We start from the raw sequence: 25,013 nt of genomic DNA on the forward strand, positions 1-25,013 counted from the left end.
TCCCCGACTAAAATTTCATCAACACTTTGTTGTGTCCACGCTTTACGTAAAAGTCAATCGTGCAAAGCGCTACCACCTCCTAATGGCTGAGGCCGAACCACCAGCTCGCCAAGCCGAGAAACGCGAAAAACCCGGTGACATCGGTCACCATCGTTACGAATACCGAGGATGCTATGGCCGGATCGGCACCGAACCGGTGCAGGAGCAGCGGAATGAGAATGCCACCGAGCGCAGCCGCCAGCATGTTGATGACCATCGCCGCGGCAATGATGCCGCCCAGATGCGGATTGTGAAACCATAGCCCCGCGACGAGGCCGATCAGCACGGCAAAGATCATGCCGTTGAGCAGCCCTATGATGGTTTCGCGTCTGATCACGCGACTGGCATTATAAATATCGATGTCGCGCGTCGCGATGGCGCGCACCGTGACCGTCATCGTCTGCGTGGCTGCGTTGCCGCCCATCGACGCGACGATCGGCATGAGAACGGCGAGCGCCACCATCTGTTCGATCGTCGCGTCGAACAGGCCGATGACGGAAGCGGAGAGAAACGCCGTAAGGAGATTGACGAGCAGCCAGGGTGCGCGCGAGCGGGAGATGTCGAAGACGGAGTCCGACAGTTCCTCGTCGCCGACGCCGCCCATGCGCATGATGTCCTCTTCGGCCTCGGCCTGGATGACGTCGACCACATCGTCGATCGTGAGAACGCCGACCAGCCGTTCGTTCTCGTCGACGACGGCGGCGGACAAGAGGTCGTATTGCTCGAAGATCTGCGCCGCTTCTTCCTGATCCATCGTTGCCGGAATGGCGTGACGGGTCTCATGCATGATGTCTTCGACCTTGACGCTGCGGCCCGTCCGCAGAATCCGGTCGAGGTCGATGGCGCCAAGCAGATGAAAGGTCGGGTCGATGACGAATACCTGGGAAAAACGATCCGGCAGATCATTGTCCTCGCGCATGTAGTCGATGGTCTGACCGATGGTCCAGAATGGAGGAACGGCGACGAATTCCGTCTGCATGCGCCGGCCGGCGCTTTCCTCCGGATATTCGAGCGAGCGGCGCAGCCTGATGCGCTCGGTGAAAGGCAGCTTGGCGAGGATCTCTTCCTGATCCTCCTGGTCGAGATCCTCGAGAATATAGACCGCGTCGTCGGAATCGAGTTCCTGGACGCCTTCGGCGATCTGCTCGTTGGGCAGCGCGTCGACGATTTCGAGACGGATCGCCTCGTCCACCTCCGTCAGGGCGGCGAAATTGAAATCCTCGCCGAGAAGCTGCACCAGAGCCTGGCGTTGCTCCGGCTGCAGGGCTTCGAGAACATGGCCGAGTTCAGACGGGTGGAGACCGCCGACATGAGCGCGCAGGAAAAGCACGTCACGGTCAGCGATGGCCGCACCGACACTGGCGAGAAAGGACGAGCGGACGGCGCCGTCCTCATCATAGATACCGGCTTCGCGGCTGTCCGTCACTTCTTGTCTGGTCTGCGTTTCGGATTCAGCCATCGGGTCCCGATCAGATTCAGTGTCGCATCTCACTCCAGCGCCGAGCACTACTGCATAATTCGGCAAATCGAAATCGGGTTGCCGACAATTTTTGCAAGGGCCCAAATGCTCGTGCCGCCGGAAGAGATGCACCGCCATAGAGCAGGATTATGACGGGATGATAGTTGGGGCGGATGAAGGCTCTGAAACCTTCGGCCGGTTGGACCTGAAAAGGCCAAGCCAAAGGCTTTTTCAATCCTGAGCTATGAAAGTCCAGGCATGGTATGATAATTTGGCTCCTCCGCCCGCACCACCGCCTCCAGAAACGCCTCCTATTCAATGAACCGCCCGAAAAAGATCATGATTGCAGGATTTACGGTGATCGTCGGCCTTCTGGTTGCGGGGCTGGTGATACAGCAATGGACGATGGCAAGGGGTCACAGGGCAGTTTATAACCTTGCCAAGGAAGGCGGCTTCTGCAAGACAGACGGATGCGAGGAAGGCATGGCCTATGCCACCGATTATCTCGGCACGGAGTTTGGCCTTTCCCCGCAAATGGTGCAGTGGTGTATGGGGGTCGATTCCATCGCGCACCAGAAACTGGCTTTCGGCAACGCAATGAAGACAGTCCTGACCAACGCGATGTATATTCCCTGCGGCGACCCGAGCAGCGATACAACAGAAGAATAATGACTAAATGAATTTCTATTTGCGCTGCGCCGCCTGGCTCGTGCTGATCGCCATTCTGGTCGTCACCGTCGGTCCTATCAACTTTCGTCCAGTTACGGGCGAGCCGGTCGATCTCGAACGATTTCTGGCGTTCTTCATCGTCGGCACGTTGTTTGCCCTCGCCTACCCCAAGCATTGGCTTTCCGTGCTGACGCTCGTCGTGGGTTCGGCCGCATTGTTCGAACTTCTGCAGCGCATTGCGCCGGGACGCCACGGCGAGGCCGCCGATTTCATGATCAAGGCGGCCGGCGGCTTTGCCGGCGTCCTTATCGGTTCAGCCGCCAGACGCATGCCAGGCTTGACCGGCAAAGCGAAGAAATAGAGCTTCCGCCGGCGGAGAGATTTCCGCCGCCCCACCTAAACCTTTGGATTGGCTTCTTTGTTGTTGAGGGGCTTCCGGCGCTTTGATATGGTTTCGTCTGTAAGTTGTATTACCTGGTTCATTTGAAGTAAAATGTGTCCGAAAACAACAAAGGCCTTCATCATCCATCTTGAACGCGCGAGAGACCGCCGCAGCCAGGTGGAGAAGCTGGCCCGCCAGTTGCCCGTCCCCACCGAGATTGTCGACGCTATCGATGGGCGTAAGCTCCGCAAGGCGGAGATCGACCGCGTCTATCGTCGTCATCTGCACAAGCCGCATTATCCCTTCCAGCTCAGTGTCAGCGAGATCGCCTGCTTCCTGTCGCACCGCAAGGCATGGCAGGCCATCGTCGATCAGGGGGTCGAGGCCGGCCTCGTCATCGAGGACGATGTGGCGTTGAACGACGAATTTTCCGCCGCCTGGACCGCCGCGCAGGCTTATATTCAACCGGACCGTTTCATCCGCCTGCCGTTCCGACCTGAGCGGGAACAGGGCCCGGAGCTTTTCAAGATCGAGAATGCCCGCATCATCCGGCCGACACCGGTCGGGCTAGGCATGGTGGCGCAGCTTGTCGGCCGCGATGCGGCAAAGCGGCTACTCGCGGCCACCGAGCAATTTGACCGGCCGGTGGATACCACGGCACAAATGACATGGGTGACCGATGTCACTCCCCTGTCGGTCCATCCCGGCGGCGTGCAGGAAGTTTCAGCCAATCTCGGCGGCAGCACGATCAAGCAGAGACGGTCGTTCCTCGACGGGCTGTCTCGTGAAATTCTGCGCCCGCTTTACCGTATGCGTGTGAAACGCAATTCCCGCAAACAGAATTGAGGAAAGCGGAAAGCCGGTCATGCCCGTCCCGATCCTGCTCTATCACCAGATCGACGTTCCGCCTGCGAAGCGGGTGCCGTTTCGCAGCATGATCGTGCATCCCGACGCGTTCCGCCGGCAGATGGCATGGCTGAAGCGGCTCGGCTACAGGGGATTGTCGCTGCGCGACGCCCTTCCCTATATCGAGGGCAGCAAGACCGGCAAGGTGGCCGTCATCACATTCGATGACGGCTTTCGCGACGTCTATGAGAATGCCCTGCCCGTTCTGCAGGAATATGGTTTCACTGCCACCAATTTCTTTGTCGCCGGCCAGATTGGCGGGCAGAACGCCTGGGACATTCCCATAGGCGTCGCGCCGGCGCCGTGCATGTCGGCATCGCAGATGCGCGAATGGGCCGCCCTTGGCCATGAGGTCGGATCGCATACGCTCGATCACGTCCATCTGCCGGATGTCCCGCCGAAGGAGGCCAGACGACAGATCGGCCAGTCGCGGGATATGCTGCAGGATATGCTCGGGATGCCGGTGACATCGTTTGCCTATCCCTATGGCGACGAGAACACGAATATACGCACCGTGGTGCGGGAGGCGGGGTATACCCATGCGACGACGACGGAACGCCGCAAGGCGCGGCCCGTCGACGACGATCTCGGCCTGCCGCGCCTGACGATCCGACGTAACGATACCTGGCTGCACTTCCTCAAGAAGTGCCTGATGTAACGTCGCGTCAGATCAGGCCGCGGCGATCGCGCGCGCATGGCCGCGTGCATTTTCACGCATCATTTCGAGATGGATGCCGCGCAGCAGGGCAGCGAGATCGTCATTGGCAGCGATGCGATGGGCTGTTCCGCCCTGGCCGGCCGCCGCAAGCATCATGCGGGACACCTCCTGCGGGCCGGCGATCAGCTTTCCGTTCGCGATCCTGCGCCAGGCGTGAAGGGCGGCGAGCAGCGATGGAAGGGTTTTGTCTGCAAGACCGGCGTTGCGCAACAATGCCGTCAGCGCGCCCTCGCGCCCTTCGGCCAGTATCGCCCTTACGCGGCGTTCCGGCTGACCGGACAATGCCACCAGGATCGCGCCGAAGAAATCAATCCTGCCATAAGCGACCGTGCGGATGATGAAAGCCGTGGTCAGATCGCCGCGCAACCTGAGATGCTCGACCAGCGCCGGATGTTCCTGCGGGCCGGTGCCGTCGGCAATATCGAGCGAAACCTTCATGCAGGCATCGCGCGTCACCCGCTCCGCCCGCGCCTTGCCCATCATGGCCCGGACAATATCCATCCCGGCGAGCGTTTCGCCCACCTTGACGGCCAGCATATGACGACATTCGGCCGGCAGATCTTTACGTTCGAGCAAGGCGGCACGCAGCTGCGCATCATGACCGAGCCGGTCCGCCATGCGGCGGAAACTGACCGCGGCTATCCGTGCTCCGCTGTTGTGCAGCAGATCGGCGCAGGCCGCCGGTGCGGCGACCTCGGCAATTGCCGCCGACAGGGCAAGCGACACCTGCGGTCGCATGGCGATCAGCCTTTGCACTGCCTCGCCGCCCATCGCAACCCGGTCTATCAGGTCGATATCGGTCAAAAGCGGCGAACGCGCCAGGATGAAGCCAGAGATCTCCACGTGTTCACTGGCGAGTGCCGTGACAATCTGCAGCGGCGCATCACGGCTGATGGAAAAGGCCTCGGCGATTGCCGCGCGCACTTTCGGCGAGGGATCGTCGAGCAGCAGCGTCAGCGCCGCTTCCGCCGCGCAGCGTTCGTCAAGCGGCAGTTTGGATTGCAGATAGGAGCGCGCCAGAGCGCTCGCCGCCGCACAACGCTGCCCGACGGGCGCACCGTCGATCCATTTCAAGAAATGCCGGATGATCATTCCGCTAGCCGCCCCATGTTCCCGGAAACGAACCTAAGGAAAAAAGGTTTACGGATCGTTCACCATGTTTCTTGCTGCTTGCCCGCAGCCACGCCGGACCGTAATCTTCACCCGTCATCAGGAGGAAGGGCGGCCATGCAGGGACTGTATCTGGAACAATTCGAGCCGGGTCAGGTCTTCCGTCACGCGCTGCGCAAGACGATCACCGAGAGCGACAATATGCTGTTCTCGACGATGACGCTCAATCCGCAGCCATTGCACATCGATTTCGACTTCGCCGCCAAGACCGAATGGGGCAAGCCACTCGTCAATTCGCTCTTCACGCTCGGCCTGATGATCGGCATTTCGGTGCATGACACCACCCTCGGCACGACGATCGCCAATCTCGGCATGAGCGAGGTCGTCTTCCCAGCCCCGGTCTTTCACGGCGATACGCTGCGGGTGGAAACGGAGGTGATCTCGGCAAGGCCCTCCCGATCGAAACCCGATCGCGGCATTGTCGAGTTCGAGCACCGCGCCTATAACCAGGATGATATCCTGGTCGCGCGCTGCCGGCGCCAGGCGATGATGAAGTCGCAGGCCACCTGATGCGTTCGCTGCTGTTCGTTCCCGGCGATTCGGAAAGAAAGCTGGAAAAGGCGCTTGCCAGCAGCGCCGACGCGCTGATTCTCGATCTGGAGGATTCCGTCAGCCTTCCACGCAAAGAGGCGGCGCGCGAACTCGTCGCCGCGTTCCTGCAATCCGTCCCCGACGGCCCACTGCTTTATGTGCGGATCAACGATCTCGCCAGCGACTTTGCCGAAGACGACTTGGCGGCCATTGTCCGCGCCGGACCGCGAGGCATCATTTTGCCGAAATCCAACGGCGGACCGGACGTCGTGCAGCTCTCGGCGCGGCTGAACGTCCATGAAGCGGAAGCGGGGCTCGCGGAAGGCACGACCGGGATCATCGCGATTGCCACCGAAACGGCGATCGGCACCCTCTCCCTGGCGAGCTATCGCAACGCCACGCCGCGACTTGCCGGACTGAGCTGGGGCGCGGAGGACCTGTCAGCCGCGATCGGCGCAAGGACGGCGCGCGACGAGGACGGGAACTATACCGATCCGTTCCGCCTGGCGCGCGCGCTGACGCTTTTCGGTGCGGCAGCAGCCGATGTCGCCGCCATCGACACCGTTTACATCAACCTAAAGGACGAAGCGGGGCTGAAAAGGGAATGCGCCGCCGCCGAGCGCGACGGCTTCACCGGCAAGCTCGCCATCCATCCCGCGCAAATCCCCATCATCAACGCGGCGTTCACGCCTTCTCCCGAGGCGATAGACAAGGCGCGGCGCATTGTTGCCGCCTTTGCCGAAGCGCCGGAAACCGGCGTCGTGGTGCTCGACGGGGAGATGGTCGACCGCCCTCACCTCAAGCGCGCCGAGCGGCTGCTGGCACGCGCGGACTTAGCCCTTTGATTCGCCCCAGCGCGGCCGCCACATCTGATAGACGTCGCTGACCGTCGCATAATCCATATAGCCGAGACGCGAAACGGGCTGTGCTTTTTGCACATCGATCAGCCCGTCCGTCAGAATGGTCTCATCGATATGGATGCCGACCACTTCGCCCATCACCAGAAAATTTCCCGAGGGCTTGCCATGTCGGTCCGTCGGAACACGAATGTCGGTGACGACGCATTCGAGCGTCGCATAGGCTTCGGCGACGCGCGGCGCGCCGATCAGCTTGCAGGGCGCGGGCGTCAGCCCGGCATAATCGAATTCGCTCACTCCGCGCGGTGCGTTCACCGAACTCGCATTCATCTTCTCACGGAGGTCGTGGCTCACCAGATTGGCGGCAAATTCGCCGGTTTCCTCGACGAAGGTAACGCTGTCCTTGTGTCCGCTCGATGAGAACATCACTAGATGCGGGTTATCGGAAATGGCGTTGAAATAGGAATAGGGGGAGAGATTGATTGCGCCCGATTTCGAGCGCGTCGAAATCCAGCCGATCGGCCGCGGCACGACAATGGCCTTGAAGGGATCGTGCGGCAGGCCGTGCCCATTTTGCGGTTCATAGAACATGTCAATCCACCTCCCGCCAGGGGCCGGCATATTCGGAGATGATCTCGGAAAGTTCGGCGCGCGGGCGCTCGGGTACCTTCACGTCGCATGTCCCGATATGGACGAAGCCGGCAACCCGCTCATGCGGGGCGAGCCCGAGCAGCATCCGTCCCTTCTCGTCGGAAGAATACCAGTTGGTTATCCAGTTCGTCGCATAGCCGAGCGCATTGGCCGCGATGCAAAGGTTCATCGCCGCCGCGGCCGCCGACAGGAATTGCTCCCACTCGGGGATGCGCTCATGCGCGACCGGCGAGGAGATCACGCCGATGACGAGCGGCGCGCGGGCAAAGCGTTTCAGCTCCTGTTCGCGCCGCGCCTCCGGCAATGGGCCTTCCCGCTCCTCGGCGAGTGCGGCGAGATATTGCCCCACCTCCTCGCGCGCCACGCCCCGATAGATGATGAAGCGCCATGGCGTCAGCCGCCCATGATCGGGCACGCGGGTGGCGGCGCGCAGCATCGTCCGGATATCCTCATCGCCGGGCGCTGGCTCGCCAATGGCCGAAATGGGTGTCGAGCTGCGCTGCAGCAGGAAATCGAGAACGGGAGATGTCAAGATTTTGTCCTGTGAATGAACGGCTGGAGGGTAGCCCCTTATTTCGGCGTTGGAAGCCCCTGTGTAAAGACAGGCGGCAAAATTTTCAGCCTTGAAATTGCCACTGGTTTGGTCTCAAAAACTTTACATGGGACTCCTCCGCGTATTTTCCTCGATACGATGCCTCGGATACCGGGCCACGCTGCTTCCACTGATCGCGGGGGCGAGTGCTTTTGCCTTTGCGCCGCAGGTGCTGGCGCAGGAAAAGCTGGCCGCGCCGAATTTCAATCTTCCCGGCCTCAGCGAATATGCAAATCCCGAGGCGCCGGAGAACAGGCCGCTCGCCAACACGTCCGAGCTCATCCTGGAAGCGAAGCTGAAGAACGGCGATCCGGATATCGAGCGGGGCCTCGTCTGGCGTATCTTCTCGCCGGAGCCGGGTGACGACGACAAGCTGCTGCTGATCGCCAGTTCGAAAGGCGGCACGACCTCGTTTCATCTGCCCGCGGGCAGCTATCTGGTGCATGTCGCCTACGGCCGCGCCGGAGCCACCAAGCGCATTACCATGGAGAAGGGCACGCGGCACGAGAGCATGGTCCTTGATGCGGGCGGGCTGAAGCTCAATGCCGTGCTGCCTGACGGCGGCAAAATTCCGGAAAAGCTTTTGCGTTTCTCGATCTATGAAGGCGATGAAGACAATGCCAGCGACCGCTCGCTGATCATTCCCAACGTCAAGCCGGACAGCGTCGTGCGTCTCAACACCGGAACCTATCACGTCGTTTCCAATTACGGATCCGCCAACGCCATCATCCGGGCCGACATCCGCGTCGAAGCGGGCAAGCTGACCGAGGCGACGGTGGAACACCGCGCCGCCCAGGTGACGATGAAGCTGGTGCGCGAGCGCGGCGGCGAGGCCATGGCCGACACCTCCTGGTCGATCGTCAACGCATCGGGCGATCCCGTGCGCGAAAGCGTCGGCGCCTATGCCTCTATGGTTCTTGCCGAAGGCGAATATGTTGCCATCGCCAAGAACAAGGACCGCATCTATCAGCGCGATTTCAAGGTGGTTTCGGGCCAGAACGAAGAGGTCGAGGTTCTCGCCAACAGCGATTATGAGCCGACTGGCGGCGATTCGCTGGATTAGCCGGAACTATTCACAATCTGAATGAAGAAAGCCGCGGAATTTCTTCCACGGCTTTCCTGTTTTATGCGTCTGCCTTCTCCAGCGCCTCATTCCGCCGCCGGATATCGGGCGGGGTCGCCTCATCGGCAAGCCGTGCGATCGCCTCATCGAGCGTTAGCTGCTCCTGGTCGCGCGAGCCGAGGCGACGCATGTTGACCGTGCGCTCTTCCGCTTCGCGCTTGCCGCAGACGAGAATGACAGGCACCTTGGCGAGCGAATGCTCGCGCACCTTGTAATTGATCTTCTCGTTGCGAAGATCGGTCTCGGCGATCAGCCCCGCCGCTTTCAGGCGACGCACCACATCCCGCGCATAATCGTCGGCATCGGAGGTGATGGTGGCGACCACCACCTGGACGGGCGCGAACCACAGCGGAAAATGGCCGGCATAATTCTCGATCAGGATGCCGAGGAAGCGCTCCATCGAGCCGCAGATGGCGCGATGCACCATCACCGGCTGCTTTTTCTCCGAATCCTTGTCGATATAGAAGGCGCCGAAGCGCTCCGGCAGGTTGAAATCGACCTGCGTCGTGCCGCACTGCCATTCGCGGCCGATGGCGTCCTTCAGCACGTAATCGAATTTTGGGCCGTAGAAGGCGCCGTCGCCGGGATTGATCGCCGTCTTGATACGACCGCCCGAGCGTTCAGCGATCTGCTTCAGAACGCCGCCCATGATCTCTTCCGCGTGATCCCAGAGCGCATCGGAGCCGACGCGTTTTTCAGGCCGCGTCGAGAAGAAGACCTGGATCTCCTCGAAGCCGAAATCGGCATAGGTGGAGAGAATCAAATCGTTGATCTTCAGGCATTCCTCGGCAAGCTGCTCCTCGGTGCAGAAGATATGCGCATCGTCCTGTGTAAAGCCGCGCACGCGCATCAGCCCGTGCAGGGCGCCCGAGGGTTCGTAGCGGTGGACGGCGCCGAATTCAGCAAGCCGGATAGGCAGATCGCGGTAGGACTTCAAGCCATGCTTGAATATCTGCACGTGACCGGGACAGTTCATCGGCTTCAGCGCAAAGACGCGCTTGTCCTCGGCTTCGTCGTCGGCGCACTCGACCTTGAACATGTTCTCCTTGTACCAGCCCCAGTGGCCCGAGGCCTGCCAGAGCGAGGAATCGAGCACCTGCGGCGCGTTCACCTCCTCGTAAGCGCCGTCGAGACGGCGGCGCATATAAGAGACAAGGTTCTGGAACATGCGCCAACCCTTGGAATGCCAGAAGACGACACCCGGCCCTTCCTCCTGGAAATGGAAGAGGTCCATCTCGCGTCCAAGGCGGCGATGATCGCGCTTCTCCGCCTCCTCCAGCATATGGAGATAGGCATTGAGATCGTTGTCGTTTGCAAACGCGGTGCCGTAAATGCGCGACAGCATCGGATTGTTGGCGTCGCCGCGCCAATAGGCGCCGGCCACCTTCATCAGCTTGAACGAATTGCCGATCTGGCCCGTGGAGGCCATATGCGGCCCGCGGCAGAGGTCGAACCAGTCGCCCTGATGATAGATCTTGAGGTCCTGTCCTTCGGGGATCGCATCGACCAGCTCGACCTTGTAGGCCTCGCCCTTCTCGGCAAAAACCTGCCTGGCCTTTTCGCGCGACCAGACTTCCTTGGTGAACGGCTTGTTGCGCGCGATGATCTCGCGCATCTTCTTCTCGATCACCGGCAGGTCTTCGGGCGTGAAAGGCTCGTTCTTGGCGAAATCGTAGTAGAAACCGTTCTCGATGACGGGTCCGATCGTCACCTGCGTTCCCGGCCACAGCTCCTGAACCGCCTCCGCCAGCACATGCGCCGCGTCGTGGCGGATCAGTTCCAGCGCGCGCGGGTCCTCGCGGGTGAGAATTTCCACCTTGCCGGATGCCGTCAGCGGGTCCGAGAGATCGCGCACCGTGCCGTCGATGGCATAGGCAACTGCCTTCTTGGCCAGCGATTTGGAGATGGATTCCGCCAGTTCGGCGCCGGTCATCGCGGCGTCGTATTCGCGCCTAGAGCCATCGGGGAATTCTAGGGAAACGAGGTTGCTCATCGGTATATCCTATCCAGTCCCGCCAACGAATGCGGGTGGTTCAACATAAAAGACGCCTGGCTTCTAACCCCATTTGCTAAACCAGTAAAGCATGACAACCCGGCCGCGACACAAGCCGGGTTGCGGTCGCTCATCTGGCGATGGGAACATCAATTCTGGATCGGAAGGCAGTCGATCCGCTGGCGCTTCAACTGCCCGCAAGCCTTGCCCGCAGCAGCCGAATCCCGGAACCCGGCAAAACGCACACGATAGACCTTGCGGCGTTTTTCGGCTGGCGAAATGACCGCCTTCAACCCAGGAGCCACTTTATCTACCGCGGCGCGCAACTCCGCCTGCAGCCTTTCAGCGCCCGCGAGAGTCGGTGGCGCACCGAGCTGAATCGCCCATATCCTGTCAGAAGTAGACGTGATTTCAGCGCCGCCATCACCCTGTTCGACACGAGAATCCTCGATCAAATCAGCGACCGGGTCCGTTTTCGGCGCGGCGGCAGCCACCTCAATGGCAGGTTGCGACTTCGCCGCCGCCATGAGTTCCTTCCCGGTCTCCGCATTCTCCTCGCCATAGCGTGTCAGCAGCTTCGCCATCTGGTCGTCCCGCTGCCGGGCCGACGTCGCGCCGAGCACCACGCCGACCAGATGCTTGTTGTTGATGACGGCGGACGAAACGAGGTTGTATCCCGATACAGCGGTATAGCCGGTCTTGATGCCGTCAACGCCCTGATAACGGTACATCAGATTGTTGTGGCCGTTCAGCACCCGATTGCGGAAGGTGAACGACCGCTGCGAGAATAGCGCGAATTCCTCCGGAAAATCATGGCGCAGTGCCATGCCGAGCACGGCCATGTCGCGGGCGGTGGTAAGTTGCGTCATCTTCGCCGTGAGGCCGGAGGGATTGACGAAGAATGTGCTCTTCATGCCTAGCTGGCGGGCGCGTGCCGTCATCAGACGGCCGAACCCCGCTTCCGATCCCGCCATATACTCGCCCAGAACTGTTGCCGCATCGTTTGCCGAAACGATGATCATGCCATTGATGGCATCACGCACCGTAATCGTCTCGCCCGGCTTCAGATAGAGCTTCATGCGAACCTTGGCGGCCGCATTTTTCGAAATCGGCATGGCCTCGTCCCATTTCAGCCTGCCGGTCTTCAGGGCCTCGAAGGCGAGATACAGCGTCATCATCTTTGCGAGCGAGGCAGGGGCCCGCTGCATATGCGCGTCGTCCTGGCCGAGAATCTGCCCGCTACCGGCATCGAATACGACCCAGGAGGAGTTTGCCGTGGCGGCAGGCGCATAAAGAACACCAAGGCCAAGCATAAGGGATGCGATAAGCCGCGAAGAACGGCTCGACAATTTAAGCATGATGGCTCGCTGGAATGTGAACGTCCGGGGAGGGAAATGCAGGCAAATTGCGGCTCAAAAAAGACGCGATGCCACCTTGTATTTCAAGGAGCTAAAGCATGATCTCGAAAAGTCGCTTAACTTTGGACAAGATCATGCGGCTAAAAACACCGAGCCACCTTTCAGTTTTTGCAAGCCGAGCAGCGCCAGTAGCGCCAGGGCAGATACCAGGCAAATTCCGGATCCAGCGTTTCCGGCACGGGGTCGAGCCCATGCGTGCCCCCCGGCCCGCAGCGCATGACGCGGAACAGCCCCATCCAGCCGCCGGCCCAGAGACCATGGCGGGCGATGGCCTCATAGGCATATTCCGAGCAGGTCGGCAGATGACGGCAGGAATTGCCGATGAAGCCCGACAGGGTCAGCTGGTAGAGCCGCACCAGCGCCGTTCCGACGAGACGGTCCGGCGTCTTATGCCAGGAGCCATCGAAATTGCGGCTATAGCGCTTTGGACGGGCGGTCGCCGGATCATGCGGATGGGAATGGCACATCACTCAGGCCGCGGCAGCGCTCTTTTTCTCGATCTGTTCGATGCAATCGACAACCGCATCGAAGGTCAGCATGGTCGAGGCGTGGCGCGCCTTGTAATCGCGTATCGGCTCCAGGAATTTCAGGTCCTCGAAACGTCCTTGCGGCGGCGCCCCGTTTTCCTTCAGCATCCGCAGCATGGTTTCGCGCACGGCCTTCAGCTCTTCCGTCGTGGCGCCGATCACCTGACGCGCCATGATGGAAGAGGACGCCTGCCCGAGCGCGCATGCCTTCACGTCATGGGCGAAATCGGTAACGACGCCGTCCCGCATCCTGAGATCGACAGTGACGGTCGATCCGCATAGCTTGGAATGGGCCGTGGCGCTGGCATCCGGTGCATCGAGGCGCCCGATCCGCGGAATGTTTCCGGCAAATTCCAATATGCGTGCGTTATAAATTTCATCGATCATAGTCGCCGTCCTTCGCGCCAGCGCTAAATATTGTCGCTGCGGTGCTCTTTGAATATGCAAATTTCAATCTATATAATATGGGTGACCTGCGAGCGCCAAGGCCGAACCGCCATATCGCGCCTCGCAGAGAAGAGGATGGGAGCCGAAACGGCCCGTCCGCCTATCAATACACCGTCCCGCTCATGACAGCGCATCGTTGTATTGTCCGTTTAACTCGTCTCCTCCTCGAAGGAGACTACGGGAGATACTGATGGACGCTATTTTGAACCTCCGCGAGAGCTCCGCGCGCCAGGGAAAGAAAACTGTGACACGCCCGACGCAGCAGGAAGCCGAAGCCGCCGTGCGTACCCTTTTGCTCTGGGCCGGTGACAATCCGGACCGCGAAGGCCTGCTCGAGACGCCGAAGCGCGTGGTGAAATCCTATAAGGAGCTCTTCTCCGGCTATGAGGAATCGCCCGAGGAGGTGCTCGGAACCACCTTCGAGGAAGTCGCCGGCTACGCCGATCCGGTCCTGGTGAAGGATATCAATTTCCACTCGCACTGCGAGCACCACATGCTGCCGATCATCGGCAAGGCGCATATCGCCTATCTGCCGGCCGGCCGGGTCGTCGGCCTTTCCAAGATCGCGCGGCTGGTGGATATTTTCGGCCGTCGTCTGCAGACGCAGGAGAGCATCACCGCCCAGATCGCCGACGCCATGGACACGATCCTGCAGCCGCGCGGCGTCGCCGTGATGATCGAGGCCGACCATATGTGCATGGCGATGCGCGGCATCCGCAAGCAGGGATCGACCACCATCACCACCACCTTCAAGGGGACGTATCACGAGGACGTCAACGAGCAGGTGCGCTTCATGACGATGGTGCGGCACGGCTGACCGCGCATTGCTTACCCATACGGCTTGGGCGAGGTGGATTGCGATCCCCTGCCCGGCCGCTTTCGCTTAAGAGCCGCAGACAGCCAGTCCCCGGGTGCACCATGACCTCCCACTTTCCAGAACCCAACACCGACAAGGCCGAGAATGAAGAAGGCGCGATCTTCGCGCCGCGTTTCGATGCCGCTGGCCTCATCACCGCCGTTGTTACCGATGCGGGCGACGGCATGCTGCTGATGGTCGCCCATATGAACGAGGAGGCGCTGCGGCTGACGCTTGAGACCGGCATAGCCCATTACTGGTCGCGCTCGCGCAAGACGCTGTGGAAGAAGGGCGAAACGTCGGGAAACCTGCAGACGGTCACCGAAATCCGCACCGATTGCGACCAGGACGCCCTGTGGCTCAAGGTTAAGGTGGCGGGCGACGGGCCCACCTGCCATACGGGCCGGCGCTCCTGCTTCTATCGCACGATTTCGGCGAAAGATGGCGCGGCCGTACTTACCAAGGATTAGTCCCGTCCTGCGATCGAACGATCCTTCAGCCCCGCCCGTCCCATCAAAAGCCTGTGTAGCGATACACGCCGCCATTTTTCTGCGATATTTATTCATTGGATACCTATCCTTTCTAAAATCATCACGGTTCGATGAGGAGTGATTGGTGTGCTCGAATGGGTTTCACGGAAAAATCGCCAGGCTTCGGAAAATGGCGGCGCGGGGAACGGTGCGGCGAGCAGCGATGTGAAGAACACGCTCCTCCAGCAGCCCGAACAGCCCGATGAGCCGGTGAACCGGCCCAGGGAGCACAAGACACCGATCGCGCTGGCGCTCGGCGGGGGTGCTGCTCGCGGCTGGACGCATATCGGCGTCCTGAGAGCCCTGGAGGAAGCAGGCATCGAGATATCGATGATCGCCGGCACCTCCATCGGCGCCCTGGTCGGCGGCTGTTATCTGGCGGGAAAGCTCGACGAGCTCGAGGAATTCGCACGCGGGCTGACGCGGCGGCGTATGTTCAATCTGCTCGATATCACCCTTCGCGGCAGCGGCCTGTTCGGCGGCATGAAGCTTGACGGGCGGCTGCGCGAGCATCTGGAAGGCGTGACCTTCGCGGATCTCCGGAAGCCGTTCACGGCCGTTTGCACCGAATTGCGCACCGGTCACGAGATATGGCTTTCCAATGGTCCGCTGGTGACGGCGATGCGGGCGTCCTATGCCCTGCCCGGCGTGTTCGAGCCGGTGCGTTTGGGCAGTCGCTTGCTGGTCGACGGCGCCTTGGTCAATCCGGTCCCCGTCTCTGTATGCCGGGCGAACGAACAGCCGCTCGTCCTCGCCGTCAACCTGCACTATGATCAGTTCGGCCGGGCTGCGGTGGTCAAGCATGTCAGCCAGCAGCAGGAGCAGCTGCTCGAGGCGGAAATACCCGGTCATCGCAATGACGGCCGGATGGAGCGCGAGACGCGCCTTGGAATCACCGGCGTGATGATGGAAGCCTTCAACATCATCCAGGATCGCATCTCGCGCGCCCGCATGGCCGGCGATCCACCTGATATTTCGCTTATGCCGACAGTCGGCCATATCGGCCTCACCGAATTCCATCGCGCCGACGAGGCCATCAGCATCGGCTATGAAGAGACGATGAAGCATCTCAACGATATCAAGCGGCTGCAGAAGGTTCTCGTTTAGGGCGTGGAGATGATTTCGCCCATCCGAAACCCGCCGGGCAGGCGGGAACGTTGAACATCAGGATTCAGCAGCCAAATTGCCGTCATTCCAGTGCTTGTCACTGTAATCCATGCCTCAACCGCTCCACTGCAACCACGGTCGGGAATTTGCCGGTCAGTGGATTTTCCCAGAGGTATGCGGCCGTTCACATGCCCTTCTTCCAGGGCTTTGAAAAAAGACGCTTCAAAGCCGATATTGGGCTTGTTTCCCCCAGATCGATTTGCTACATGCCGCGAGCCGATGAGTTCGGCCCTACCACGATGCGGTCGTGGCGGAATTGGTAGACGCGCAGCGTTGAGGTCGCTGTGGGGCAACCCGTGGAAGTTCGAGTCTTCTCGACCGCACCATTCTTCTCTTAGAGGGAAGAAGTTGATGTTTTCCCGCAAGTTTCGCGAGTTTGCCCGATGACAACCTTGTTATCGGCATGAGATGCCGTCTGGAAGTTCGGCGTCAAAAAGTCCATATGGGACCATCATGACGACAGATGATCCCATTTCTTCCATTCAAGGCGAGCTACAAAGCTCCGAAACGGGTCGGCGCAGAGAGCGTTCGGCCCTCCCAGCCACCTTTCTCCCCACTGACGGTTCACCGCCGGTGGAGTGGCTCGTCGCCGAGGGGCTGACCGACTATTCCGCCGCCCTCGCCTTCATGGAATCACGCGTTGCGGCGATTCGCGAAGGAACCGCGCCGGAGCTCGTCTGGCTTGTCGAGCACCCGCCGCTCTATACCGCCGGCACCAGTGCCAGGGAGAGCGACCTGCTCGCCCCCGACCGGTTTCCCGTCTACCAGACCGGGCGCGGCGGCGAATATACCTATCACGGCCCTGGCCAGCGTGTTGCCTATGTAATGCTCGATCTGAAGCGTCGCCGCGAGGATGTGCGCGCCTTCGTTACAGCGCTCGAGGACTGGATTATCCGGACGCTTGCCGAATTCAACGTCAAGGGCGAACGGCGCGAGGACCGTATCGGCGTCTGGGTCACACGGCCGGAAAAGCCGCGGCTTGCCGATGGATCGTTTGCGGAAGACAAGATCGCAGCGATCGGCATCCGCCTGCGCCGCTGGGTGAGCTTCCACGGCATTGCCATCAATGTCGAGCCGGAGCTTGCCAATTTCGGCGGCATCGTGCCCTGCGGCGTAACCGAGCACGGCGTGACAAGCCTCGTCGATCTCGGACTGCCGCTAACCATGCAGGACCTCGACCTGGCGCTCGCCAAGGCATTTGGAAGCGTTTTCGGTTCTATCGCCGCGAATCGCTGATCATTCGAACTCCATGATCACGGCGTCGACGGCGAGGCTGTCGCCCTTCTTCGCATTGATCGCGGATATGATCAGATCACGCTCGGCGCGCAGCACGTTTTCCATCTTCATCGCCTCGACCACGGCCAGTGTCTCGCCGGTCTTCACCTCCTGCCCCGTCTCCACATTGATGGAGACCACCAGCCCGGGCATTGGGCAAAGCAGCATTTTGGAGGTGTCCGGCGGCGTTTTTACCGGCATCAGCCGGTCGAGCTCGGCGATCCGCGGCGACATGGCGCGCGATGTGACCGACATGCCTTTCCAATCGATCCGCACGCCATTGAGCACCGGCCGGACCTGCGCATTGACGAAATGCCCGCCGATCTCCCCGCGCCAGATGATTTCGCCCGGCTTCCATGGGCTGTGCAGCCGAACGTTTTCGCCGCAGATGGTCAGGACAAGCGTAACGGGCGGTACGGCATTTGCCTCCGCAAGCTCGATCGGGAAATAGCGCTCTCCGATCCTCACTTCCCAGTTCGGATTGATCCGGCCGGAATGCGGGCGCAGCCGATCGGCGAAATGATCGAGGCGCTCCTTGCGGACAAGTTCGACAGCCAGCGTTACTGCGGCCAAAATCTTCAGATCGGTCTCATCAGGAGCGATCGGCTGAAAGCCCTCTGGAAACTCTTCCGCGATGAACCCGGTCGAAAGCCGCCCCTCACGCCAACGCGGATGCTGCATCAGCGCCGAGAGGAACGGGATATTATGTGCGATGCCATCGACCACGAAGGTATCGAGCGCATCAGCCATGGCGTCGATCGCCTCGATACGCGTCGGCGCCCAGGTACAGAGCTTGGCGACCATCGGGTCGTAGAACATCGAGATTTCAGCGCCTTCTACCACGCCCGTATCGTTACGGATGACGGCATTGCCGGAAGGTCCCTCGGCGGGCGGGCGATAGCGTGTCAGCCGGCCAATGGAGGGCAGGAAATTGCGGTAAGGGTCCTCGGCATAGAGGCGGCTTTCGATCGCCCAGCCATTGAGCTTGATATCCTCCTGCCGCAGCTTGAGCTTCTCCCCGCTGGCAATGCGGATCATCGCTTCGACGAGATCGATGCCCGTGACGAGTTCCGTCACGGGATGCTCGACCTGCAGCCGCGTGTTCATTTCGAGGAAATAGAAATTGCGGTCCTTGTCGACGATGAACTCGACGGTGCCGGCGCTCTGGTAATCCACCGCCTGGGCCAGCGCCACGGCCTGCTCGCCCATGGCGAGCCGCGTCGCTTCATCGAGGAAAGGCGACGGCGCTTCCTCTACGACCTTCTGGTTGCGCCGCTGGATCGAACATTCGCGCTCGCCTAGATAAAGGCAATTGCCATGGGCATCCGCCAGCACCTGGATCTCGATATGGCGCGGCTCGACGATGAATTTCTCGATGAAGACGCGATCGTCGCCGAAGGAACTCTTCGCCTCCGAGCGCGCGCGCTCGAAACCGTCGCGCACCTCGGCCGCATTCCACGCAATGCGCATGCCCTTGCCGCCGCCGCCTGCCGAAGCCTTGATCATGACGGGATAGCCGATCTCGCCGGCGATCCGCTCGGCATGGGCCGCATCGGTGATGACATCGAGGAAACCCGGAACGGTGTTCACCTTAGCTGCGTTGGCGAATTTCTTCGATTCGATCTTGTCGCCCATCGCCACGATGGCTTTCGACTTTGGGCCGATAAAGACGATGCCGGCATTTTCCAGCGCTTCGCAAAAGGAGGCGCGCTCGGAAAGGAAGCCGTAGCCGGGATGCACGGCCTCTGCACCGGTCTGCTTGCAGGCCTCGATGATCTTTTCGGCGACGAGATAGCTCTCGGCAGCAGCGGACGGGCCGATATGCACGGCCTCATCGGCCATTTCCACATGCAACGCGTCGCGATCGGCATCCGAAAAAACGGCAACTGTCGCAATGCCCATCCGGCGCGCCGTCTTGATGACACGGCAGGCGATCTCACCGCGGTTTGCGATCAGTATCTTCTTGAACATCCGGCTTTTTCCTCCCTCGCGCAAAGTTCTACAACAAAGACATGCGATACCGGAAGAGCATCAGACAAGCGCTTCCGGCACCTCCTCCGCGGCCTTCCTGCTGCGCTCGCGCATGAAGACATAAATGCCGGATCCGATGATGATGAGGATGCCGAGCCATTTTGACGGTGTCGGAAACTCGCCGAAGACGACGAGCCCCACAAATACGGCCATGACGATCTCGAAATACTGGAACGGCGCCAGCATCGATGCCGGCGCGAGGCGGAAGGCCTGCACCACCAAGAGATGACCGATGGTGGCAATCGCGCCCATCGCCACCAGCAGCCACCATGAGAGCGTCACCGTGGGCAGGCCGAACCCCATATCGGCATGGCCGAACGTCTCGCCGACACCGAGCACCAGCGCCGAAAATGCCGCCCCGCCGATGCCGGCATAGAACTGCATGACCAGCGGACTGTCGGCGACGGCATATCTGCGGTTGAGGATCAGATAGACCGCGAAGCACGCCGCCGTGCCGAGCGGCAGGAGCGCGACCCAGCCGAAAAGCTCGAAGCTCGGCTGGATGACGATCAGCGTGCCGATGAAGCCGACCACGACCGCCGTCAGGCGCCGCCAGCCCACCTCCTCCTTGAGGATGAGCGCCGAAAGCAGCGTGAGGAGCAGCGGCTCGACGAAGAAGATCGCGATCGCATCGGCGAGCGGCATGTATTTGACCGCCGTGAAGAAGCAGAGGCTGCCGAGCCCCATCAGCGCGCCGCGGATCAGGTTCCCCATGAGATTGCGGGTTTTCAGCACCTTTACTCCGCCGATCCCCAGAAGAATGACCAGCGTCAACAGCGACTGGACGAAGAAGCGGGAGAAACTGATGGTTGCCGGCGGCAGGCTATCGACGGTGGCGAGCCATTTGCCGATCGCGTCGAGGAGCGGCAGGAACAGCATCGCGCTGGTCATGACGATCATGCCCTTGACATGGGGCTGCATGACCGGGGCTTGCGTTTTTTCCTGCATCGGGGGACCTGCATAGGCTGCGGCAAAGGAAGCGTGGAGATTCCCATACGCCATTGCCGAACGCCGCGCCATGGGCGTTTATCGACATGGGGGAAGCGGCTTCTCACCTTTTTGCCGCAAACCGTGGTTAAGAATTGGAAAACAATCCCCGGATATGATGAGGCATCATGGGAACGGAAGGCGAACCTCGGTCGCCTTTAGCGGCGAAGCATGGCACTATCCGGGTGATTCGATTTCTGAGTGAATGACTGAAACGGGGCCGGTCCAACCATATGGATGACAGTAACGATCTCTTCTCGAGGGTTGTGGAGAATGCGCGGGAACGCCAGGCGGCGCAGCATAGCGCCGAGCCGGCAGTCGTCGTGCCGCTGACGACGGGCAAGGCGCCCTCGCCCGTTCAGCCGGTCACAGCGCCATCTGCACCGCGCAGCACACCCCTGCGCGGCGACAATGACGAGTACAATGCCTCCGCCATCCGCGTTCTGGAAGGACTGGAGCCGGTGCGCCTGCGCCCGGGCATGTATATCGGCGGCACGGACGAGAAGGCGCTGCACCATCTCTTCGCCGAAGTCATCGACAACTCCATGGACGAGGCGGTGGCGGGCCACGCCAATTTCATCGAGGTCAATCTCGATGCCGAAGGTTTCCTGACGGTCACGGATAATGGCCGCGGCATTCCCGTCGAAAACCATCCACAGGTGCCGGGCAAATCGACGCTCGAAGTCATCATGACCAAGCTCCATGCCGGCGGCAAATTCGACGGCAAGGCTTATGAGACGTCCGGCGGCCTGCACGGCGTCGGCGTTTCCGTCGTCAACGCGCTTTCGGATTTCCTGGAAGTGGAAGTGGCGCGCGGGCGCAAGCTCTACCGCCAGCGCTTCTCGCGCGGCATTCCACAAGGCGGCCTTGAGGAATTGGGCGAGGTGCATAACCGGCGCGGTACACGTGTACGATTCCACCCGGATCATGAGATTTTCGGCAAGCATGCCAAATTCGATCCGGCGCGGCTCTACCGCATGGCGCGGTCCAAGGCCTATCTCTTCGGCGGCGTCGAAATCCGCTGGAGCTGCGATCCTTCGCTGCTTGACCCCAAGAAAGACACGCCGGATAAGGCGGTGTTCCATTTCCCCGGTGGGCTGAAGGACTATCTCGCGGCGTCGCTCGGCAAGGAATATCAGGTCACGCGCGAGATTTTCGCCGGCAAGACCGAAAAACAGGGCGGACATGGCGCCGTGGAATGGGCCATCACTTGGCATGGCGGCGACGGTTTCGTCAATTCCTACTGCAATACCATTCCGACGGCGGAAGGCGGCACGCACGAGGCGGGCTTCCGCCTCGCCATCACGCGCGGGCTGAAGGCCTATGCGGAGCTGACCAACAACAAGCGCGCTTCGATCATCACCACCGACGACGTGATGATCTCGGCCGCCGCAATGCTCTCGGTCTTCATCCGCGAGCCGGAATTCGTCGGCCAGACCAAGGACCGGCTGGCGACGACGGAAGCCCAGCGCATCGTCGAGAACGCCATTCGCGACCCTTTCGACCATTGGCTCGCAGCCTCTCCGCAGGAAGCCTCCAAGCTCCTGGACTGGGTGGTGGAGCGCGCCGAGGAGCGCGTGCGCCGGCGCCAGGAGAAGGAAGTCAGCCGCAAAACCGCCGTGCGCAAATTGCGCCTGCCCGGCAAGCTTGCCGATTGCACGCAGAATGCGGCCGCGGGCGCGGAGCTCTTCATCGTCGAAGGTGATTCGGCCGGCGGCTCCGCCAAGCAGGCGCGCGACCGTGCGAGCCAGGCCGTGCTGCCCTTGCGCGGCAAGATCCTGAACGTGGCGAGTGCAGGACGCGACAAGCTCTCCGCCAACCAGCAGATCGCCGATCTGATCCAGGCGCTCGGCTGCGGCACGCGGTCCAAATATCGCGAGGAGGATCTGCGCTACGACCGCGTCATCGTCATGACCGATGCTGACGTGGACGGCGCGCATATCGCCTCGCTGCTGATCACCTTCTTCTATCAGGAAATGCCTGACCTGATCCGTGGCGGGCATCTCTATCTGGCTGTTCCACCGCTTTATCGCATCAGCCAGGGCGGCAAGACGGCCTATGCCCGCGACGACGCGCATAAGGACGAACTGCTGAAAACCGTATTTACCGGCAAGGGCAAGATCGAGATCGGGCGTTTCAAGGGCCTCGGCGAAATGCGCGCCGAGCAATTGAAGGAAACAACAATGGACCCGCGCAAGCGGATGCTGCTCCAGGTCGAGATCGCCGAGGAGACGGCGCCGGAAACCAAAGCCGCCGTCGACGATCTGATGGGCACCAAGCCGGACGCCCGCTTCCGCTTCATCCAGGAGCGCGCGGCATTCGTCGAGGAGCTGGATATTTAGGGCAGTTCGTCTTTAAGTCGGAAACATTGACGTTTTCATTTGTATGAAGTGTCTTCGCAGGGTGCCTAAACTGCGAAGCGGTGTCCGTTTGGACTGTTCAGGCATGGATCCTCGGGCTTGACCCGAGGATCCATTCCGGAACAACGCCACTTCACCAGTGATGGGACATTAAGGCCATCGCTATCTAAAAAGCCCCCAATCCATCAAAGCGAAAACCGCTCCAGACGAAACAAAAAAGGGCGCCGCTTTCCCGGCGCCCCTCTTCTCCTACCGCTATCGCGCCGCCTTACTTCGGCAGCTTGTCGTCGATACCGGCGATATAGAAATTCATGCCGAGGATGGCCTTGTCATCGGCGGTTTCGCCTTCCTTGAGCCATTCCGAGCCGTCCTGTTTCTTGATCGGGCCGGTGAAGGGCTTGAACTCGCCCGAGGTGATCTTGGCTTGGGTTTCCTCGGCCATCTTTTTCACGTCGTCGGGCATGTTGGTGTAAGGCGCCATGACGACGAGGCCTTCGTGCATGCCGTGGAAGATGTTCTGCGATTTCCACGTGCCGTCGAGAACGGCCTTGGCGCGCTCGATATAATAAGGGCCCCATTCATCGACGATGGAGGTCAGCTGCGTTTCAGGGCCGAACTTGATCATGTCCGAAGCCTGACCGAAGGCCTTGATGCCGCGCTCCGCCGCCACCTGCATCGCCGCGGTGGAATCGGTATGCTGGGTGATGATGTCGACGCCCTGGTCGATCAGCGCCTTGGCGGTATCGGCTTCCTTGCCCGGATCGAACCAGGAATTGACCCAGATGATCTTCACCTTGAAATCCGGATTGACCGACTGGGCGCCGAGCATGAAGGAGTTGATGCCCTGCACCACTTCGGGGATCGGAACAGAACCGATATAGCCGGCAACGCCCGCCTTCGACATCTTGGCGGCGATCTGGCCCTGGATGTAACGGCCCTCATAGAACCGCGAATTATAGACCGAGACATTCTCGGCGGTCTTGTAGCCGGTGGCGTGCTCGAACTTCACATCCGGGAATTTCTTGGCGACCTTGATTGTGGCATCCATATAGCCGAAGGACGTCGTGAAGATCAGCTTGTTGCCGGCGCGCGCCAGACGCTCGATGGAGCGTTCCGCATCCGAGCCTTCCGGCACGTTTTCCAGATAGGTCGTTTCGACCTTGTCGCCGAGCGCGGCCTCGAGCGCCTTGCGGCCCTGGTCGTGCTGATAGGTCCAGCCGAAATCGCCGGGAGGGCCGATATAGATGAAGCCCACCTTGAGCTTCTCCTCTTGAGCGTGGGCGGCGCCGCTCAAAGCGAAGCTCGCCACGGCGGCCAGCGCCAGAAGCATCTTTTTCATATTGCCTGTTCTCCTGTTAAATACCCATCCTGAAAGACAGGAATGTTCCCTTGCATTTCTCGTTTAGCGGTCCGGGACGAATGGCTTCCCGAGCGAGGTCGGAGTGTTCATCATCGTCAGGCGCCGGTTCCGCGAGATTAAGACAAGAACCAGTATGGTTGCCAGATAGGGCAGCGAAGAAAGAAACTGCGACGGCAGGCCGAAGCCGAGCGCCTGCGTGTGCAACTGGCCGATCGTCACCGCACCGAAGAGATAGGCCCCGATCAGGACCCGCCAAGGCCGCCATGACGCGAAGACGACCAGCGCGAGCGCGATCCAGCCGCGGCCGGCCGTCATGTTCTCCACCCATTGCGGTACATAGACGAGCGAGAGCTGCGCCCCGGCAAGCCCGGCGCAGGCACCGCCGAAGAGCACGGCGAGATAGCGGGTGCGGATCACATGGACGCCCAGCGCATGAGCCGAACCGTGATTGTCGCCGATCGCGCGCAGCGTCAATCCGGCCCGGGTGCGGAAGAGGAACCAGGCGACGCCTGCGACGAGGAGGATCGAGAGATAGAAGATAGGGTCCTGGCCGAACAGGAACCGGCCGACCAGCGGCAGCTCCGTAAGATAGGGGATATGGATGGGCTCCAGCCGAACGCCCGGCAGGCCGACGAAGCTCTCGCCGATCATGGCGGAGGCGCCAAGGCCCAGGATGGTGAGCGCGAGCCCGCTCGCCACCTGATTGGTCACCAGCGTCAGGGTCAGGAAGCCGAAGAGGGCCGAGAAGGCGGCGCCCGCCAGAATGGCCGCGAACATGCCGAGCCATGCGGAGCCGGTTAATTGCGCAACGGCGAATGCCGTCACCGCACCCATGATCATCATGCCCTCGACGCCGAGATTGAGAACGCCGGAGCGCTCCACCACCAGCTCGCCGATCGCGGCAATGAGCAGCGGCGTGGCGGCGGTGGCGACTGTCAGGAGGATGGCCTGCGTCATTTCCATGG

The 25,013-nt window shown here is 61.0% G+C and carries 24 protein-coding genes and 1 tRNA gene; 13 read left to right on the forward strand and 12 right to left on the reverse strand.

What is annotated here, in order from left to right; all coding sequences use genetic code 11:
• Positions 1-79: 79 nt before the first annotated feature.
• On the reverse strand, positions 80-1,498 hold the full coding sequence (gene mgtE, locus ATN84_RS10380; RefSeq protein WP_068881573.1) for a magnesium transporter: 1,419 nt from the start codon (positions 1,496-1,498) through the stop codon (positions 80-82).
• 318 nt (positions 1,499-1,816) lie between these two features.
• Here mgtE and ATN84_RS10385 point away from each other — a divergent pair, with 318 nt between their 5' ends.
• From ATN84_RS10385 to ATN84_RS10400, 4 genes are all read left to right on the forward strand, one after another.
• Positions 1,817-2,167 (forward strand): hypothetical protein, encoded by a 351-nt coding sequence (locus ATN84_RS10385; protein WP_068881574.1) that lies wholly within the window; start codon positions 1,817-1,819, stop codon positions 2,165-2,167.
• A 7-nt stretch (positions 2,168-2,174) separates the two neighbouring features.
• Entirely contained in the window at positions 2,175-2,528 is a 354-nt protein-coding gene (locus ATN84_RS10390; protein WP_068881575.1) for a VanZ family protein, read from the forward strand.
• 132 nt (positions 2,529-2,660) lie between these two features.
• Entirely contained in the window at positions 2,661-3,395 is a 735-nt protein-coding gene (locus ATN84_RS10395; RefSeq protein WP_068881576.1) for a glycosyltransferase family 25 protein, read from the forward strand.
• Positions 3,396-3,414: 19 nt separating this feature from the next.
• The gene (locus ATN84_RS10400; RefSeq protein ID WP_068881577.1) at positions 3,415-4,113 is read left to right on the forward strand and encodes a polysaccharide deacetylase family protein; all 699 of its coding nucleotides are present in this window, start codon (positions 3,415-3,417) and stop codon (positions 4,111-4,113) included.
• Between the two features lie 12 nt (positions 4,114-4,125).
• Here ATN84_RS10400 and ATN84_RS10405 read toward each other — a convergent pair whose 3' ends face one another.
• Complete coding sequence (locus tag ATN84_RS10405; protein ID WP_068881578.1) at positions 4,126-5,265, reverse strand: DUF2336 domain-containing protein; 1,140 nt, start codon at positions 5,263-5,265, stop codon at positions 4,126-4,128.
• A 135-nt stretch (positions 5,266-5,400) separates the two neighbouring features.
• Between ATN84_RS10405 and ATN84_RS10410 the strand changes: the two genes are divergently transcribed.
• Complete coding sequence (locus ATN84_RS10410) at positions 5,401-5,853, forward strand: MaoC family dehydratase (protein WP_068881579.1); 453 nt, start codon at positions 5,401-5,403, stop codon at positions 5,851-5,853.
• Positions 5,853-6,719, forward strand: coding sequence for an HpcH/HpaI aldolase/citrate lyase family protein (locus tag ATN84_RS10415; protein WP_068881580.1), 867 nt, complete (start codon positions 5,853-5,855; stop codon positions 6,717-6,719). Before ATN84_RS10410 ends, ATN84_RS10415 begins: the two co-directional genes overlap by 1 nt.
• Here ATN84_RS10415 and ATN84_RS10420 read toward each other — a convergent pair.
• Complete coding sequence (locus ATN84_RS10420) at positions 6,708-7,322, reverse strand: flavin reductase family protein (RefSeq protein WP_068881581.1); 615 nt, start codon at positions 7,320-7,322, stop codon at positions 6,708-6,710. The genes ATN84_RS10415 and ATN84_RS10420 overlap by 12 nt on opposite strands.
• Position 7,323: 1 nt before the next feature.
• Entirely contained in the window at positions 7,324-7,914 is a 591-nt protein-coding gene (locus ATN84_RS10425; RefSeq protein WP_068881582.1) for a nitroreductase family protein, read from the reverse strand.
• Between the two features lie 127 nt (positions 7,915-8,041).
• On the opposite strand from ATN84_RS10425, the gene ATN84_RS10430 reads away from it, so the two are divergent.
• Positions 8,042-9,037: a hypothetical protein gene (locus ATN84_RS10430; protein ID WP_082766224.1), complete on the forward strand. Its 996-nt coding sequence runs from the start codon at positions 8,042-8,044 to the stop codon at positions 9,035-9,037.
• Positions 9,038-9,098: 61 nt separating this feature from the next.
• Here ATN84_RS10430 and thrS read toward each other — a convergent pair whose 3' ends face one another.
• The 4 genes from thrS to ATN84_RS10450 form a co-directional block, all read right to left on the reverse strand.
• On the reverse strand, positions 9,099-11,090 hold the full coding sequence (gene thrS / locus ATN84_RS10435) for a threonine--tRNA ligase (protein ID WP_068881583.1): 1,992 nt from the start codon (positions 11,088-11,090) through the stop codon (positions 9,099-9,101).
• A gap of 149 nt (positions 11,091-11,239) precedes the next feature.
• A complete protein-coding gene (locus ATN84_RS10440) occupies positions 11,240-12,448 on the reverse strand; it encodes a D-alanyl-D-alanine carboxypeptidase (RefSeq protein ID WP_068881584.1) in 1,209 nt (402 codons plus the stop codon).
• A gap of 161 nt (positions 12,449-12,609) precedes the next feature.
• A complete protein-coding gene (yidD, locus tag ATN84_RS10445) occupies positions 12,610-12,975 on the reverse strand; it encodes a membrane protein insertion efficiency factor YidD (RefSeq protein WP_068881585.1) in 366 nt (121 codons plus the stop codon).
• Positions 12,976-12,978: 3 nt separating this feature from the next.
• Entirely contained in the window at positions 12,979-13,422 is a 444-nt protein-coding gene (locus tag ATN84_RS10450) for an iron-sulfur cluster assembly scaffold protein (RefSeq protein ID WP_068881586.1), read from the reverse strand.
• A gap of 250 nt (positions 13,423-13,672) precedes the next feature.
• On the opposite strand from ATN84_RS10450, the gene folE reads away from it, so the two are divergent.
• The 5 genes from folE to lipB all read left to right on the forward strand — a co-directional run bounded on the left by folE (position 13,673) and on the right by lipB (position 17,271).
• Positions 13,673-14,299, forward strand: a complete 627-nt coding sequence (gene folE, locus ATN84_RS10455; RefSeq protein WP_068881587.1) for a GTP cyclohydrolase I FolE — start codon at positions 13,673-13,675, stop codon at positions 14,297-14,299.
• Positions 14,300-14,400: 101 nt separating this feature from the next.
• Complete coding sequence (gene hisI / locus ATN84_RS10460) at positions 14,401-14,808, forward strand: phosphoribosyl-AMP cyclohydrolase (RefSeq protein ID WP_068881588.1); 408 nt, start codon at positions 14,401-14,403, stop codon at positions 14,806-14,808.
• Positions 14,809-15,078: 270 nt separating this feature from the next.
• Positions 15,079-15,975, forward strand: a complete 897-nt coding sequence (locus ATN84_RS10465; RefSeq protein WP_425287397.1) for a patatin family protein — start codon at positions 15,079-15,081, stop codon at positions 15,973-15,975.
• A 301-nt stretch (positions 15,976-16,276) separates the two neighbouring features.
• Positions 16,277-16,361, forward strand: a tRNA-Leu gene (locus ATN84_RS10470).
• A gap of 82 nt (positions 16,362-16,443) precedes the next feature.
• Positions 16,444-17,271, forward strand: a complete 828-nt coding sequence (gene lipB, locus ATN84_RS10475) for a lipoyl(octanoyl) transferase LipB (protein ID WP_068881589.1) — start codon at positions 16,444-16,446, stop codon at positions 17,269-17,271.
• On the opposite strand, the gene ATN84_RS10480 is transcribed toward lipB, so the two are convergent.
• Both ATN84_RS10480 and ATN84_RS10485 read right to left on the reverse strand, forming a co-directional pair.
• Positions 17,272-19,281 carry an acetyl-CoA carboxylase biotin carboxylase subunit gene (locus ATN84_RS10480; RefSeq protein ID WP_068881590.1) on the reverse strand — a complete coding sequence of 670 codons (2,010 nt, stop codon included), beginning with the start codon at positions 19,279-19,281 and terminating at the stop codon, positions 17,272-17,274.
• A gap of 60 nt (positions 19,282-19,341) precedes the next feature.
• Positions 19,342-20,289, reverse strand: coding sequence for a DMT family transporter (locus ATN84_RS10485; RefSeq protein ID WP_244491057.1), 948 nt, complete (start codon positions 20,287-20,289; stop codon positions 19,342-19,344).
• Between the two features lie 272 nt (positions 20,290-20,561).
• Between ATN84_RS10485 and parE the strand changes: the two genes are divergently transcribed.
• Positions 20,562-22,670 carry a DNA topoisomerase IV subunit B gene (parE, locus tag ATN84_RS10490; RefSeq protein WP_068881591.1) on the forward strand — a complete coding sequence of 703 codons (2,109 nt, stop codon included), beginning with the start codon at positions 20,562-20,564 and terminating at the stop codon, positions 22,668-22,670.
• A gap of 286 nt (positions 22,671-22,956) precedes the next feature.
• Here the strand turns inward: parE and ATN84_RS10495 are convergent, their stop codons facing one another.
• Positions 22,957-24,027, reverse strand: a complete 1,071-nt coding sequence (locus ATN84_RS10495; RefSeq protein WP_068881592.1) for a BMP family ABC transporter substrate-binding protein — start codon at positions 24,025-24,027, stop codon at positions 22,957-22,959.
• A 63-nt stretch (positions 24,028-24,090) separates the two neighbouring features.
• Positions 24,091-25,011, reverse strand: coding sequence for an ABC transporter permease (locus ATN84_RS10500; protein ID WP_068881593.1), 921 nt, complete (start codon positions 25,009-25,011; stop codon positions 24,091-24,093).
• Positions 25,012-25,013 lie beyond the last annotated feature (2 nt).

Source organism: Paramesorhizobium deserti, from assembly GCF_001558695.1.
GTDB classification, from domain to species: Bacteria; Pseudomonadota; Alphaproteobacteria; order Rhizobiales; family Rhizobiaceae; genus Paramesorhizobium; species Paramesorhizobium deserti.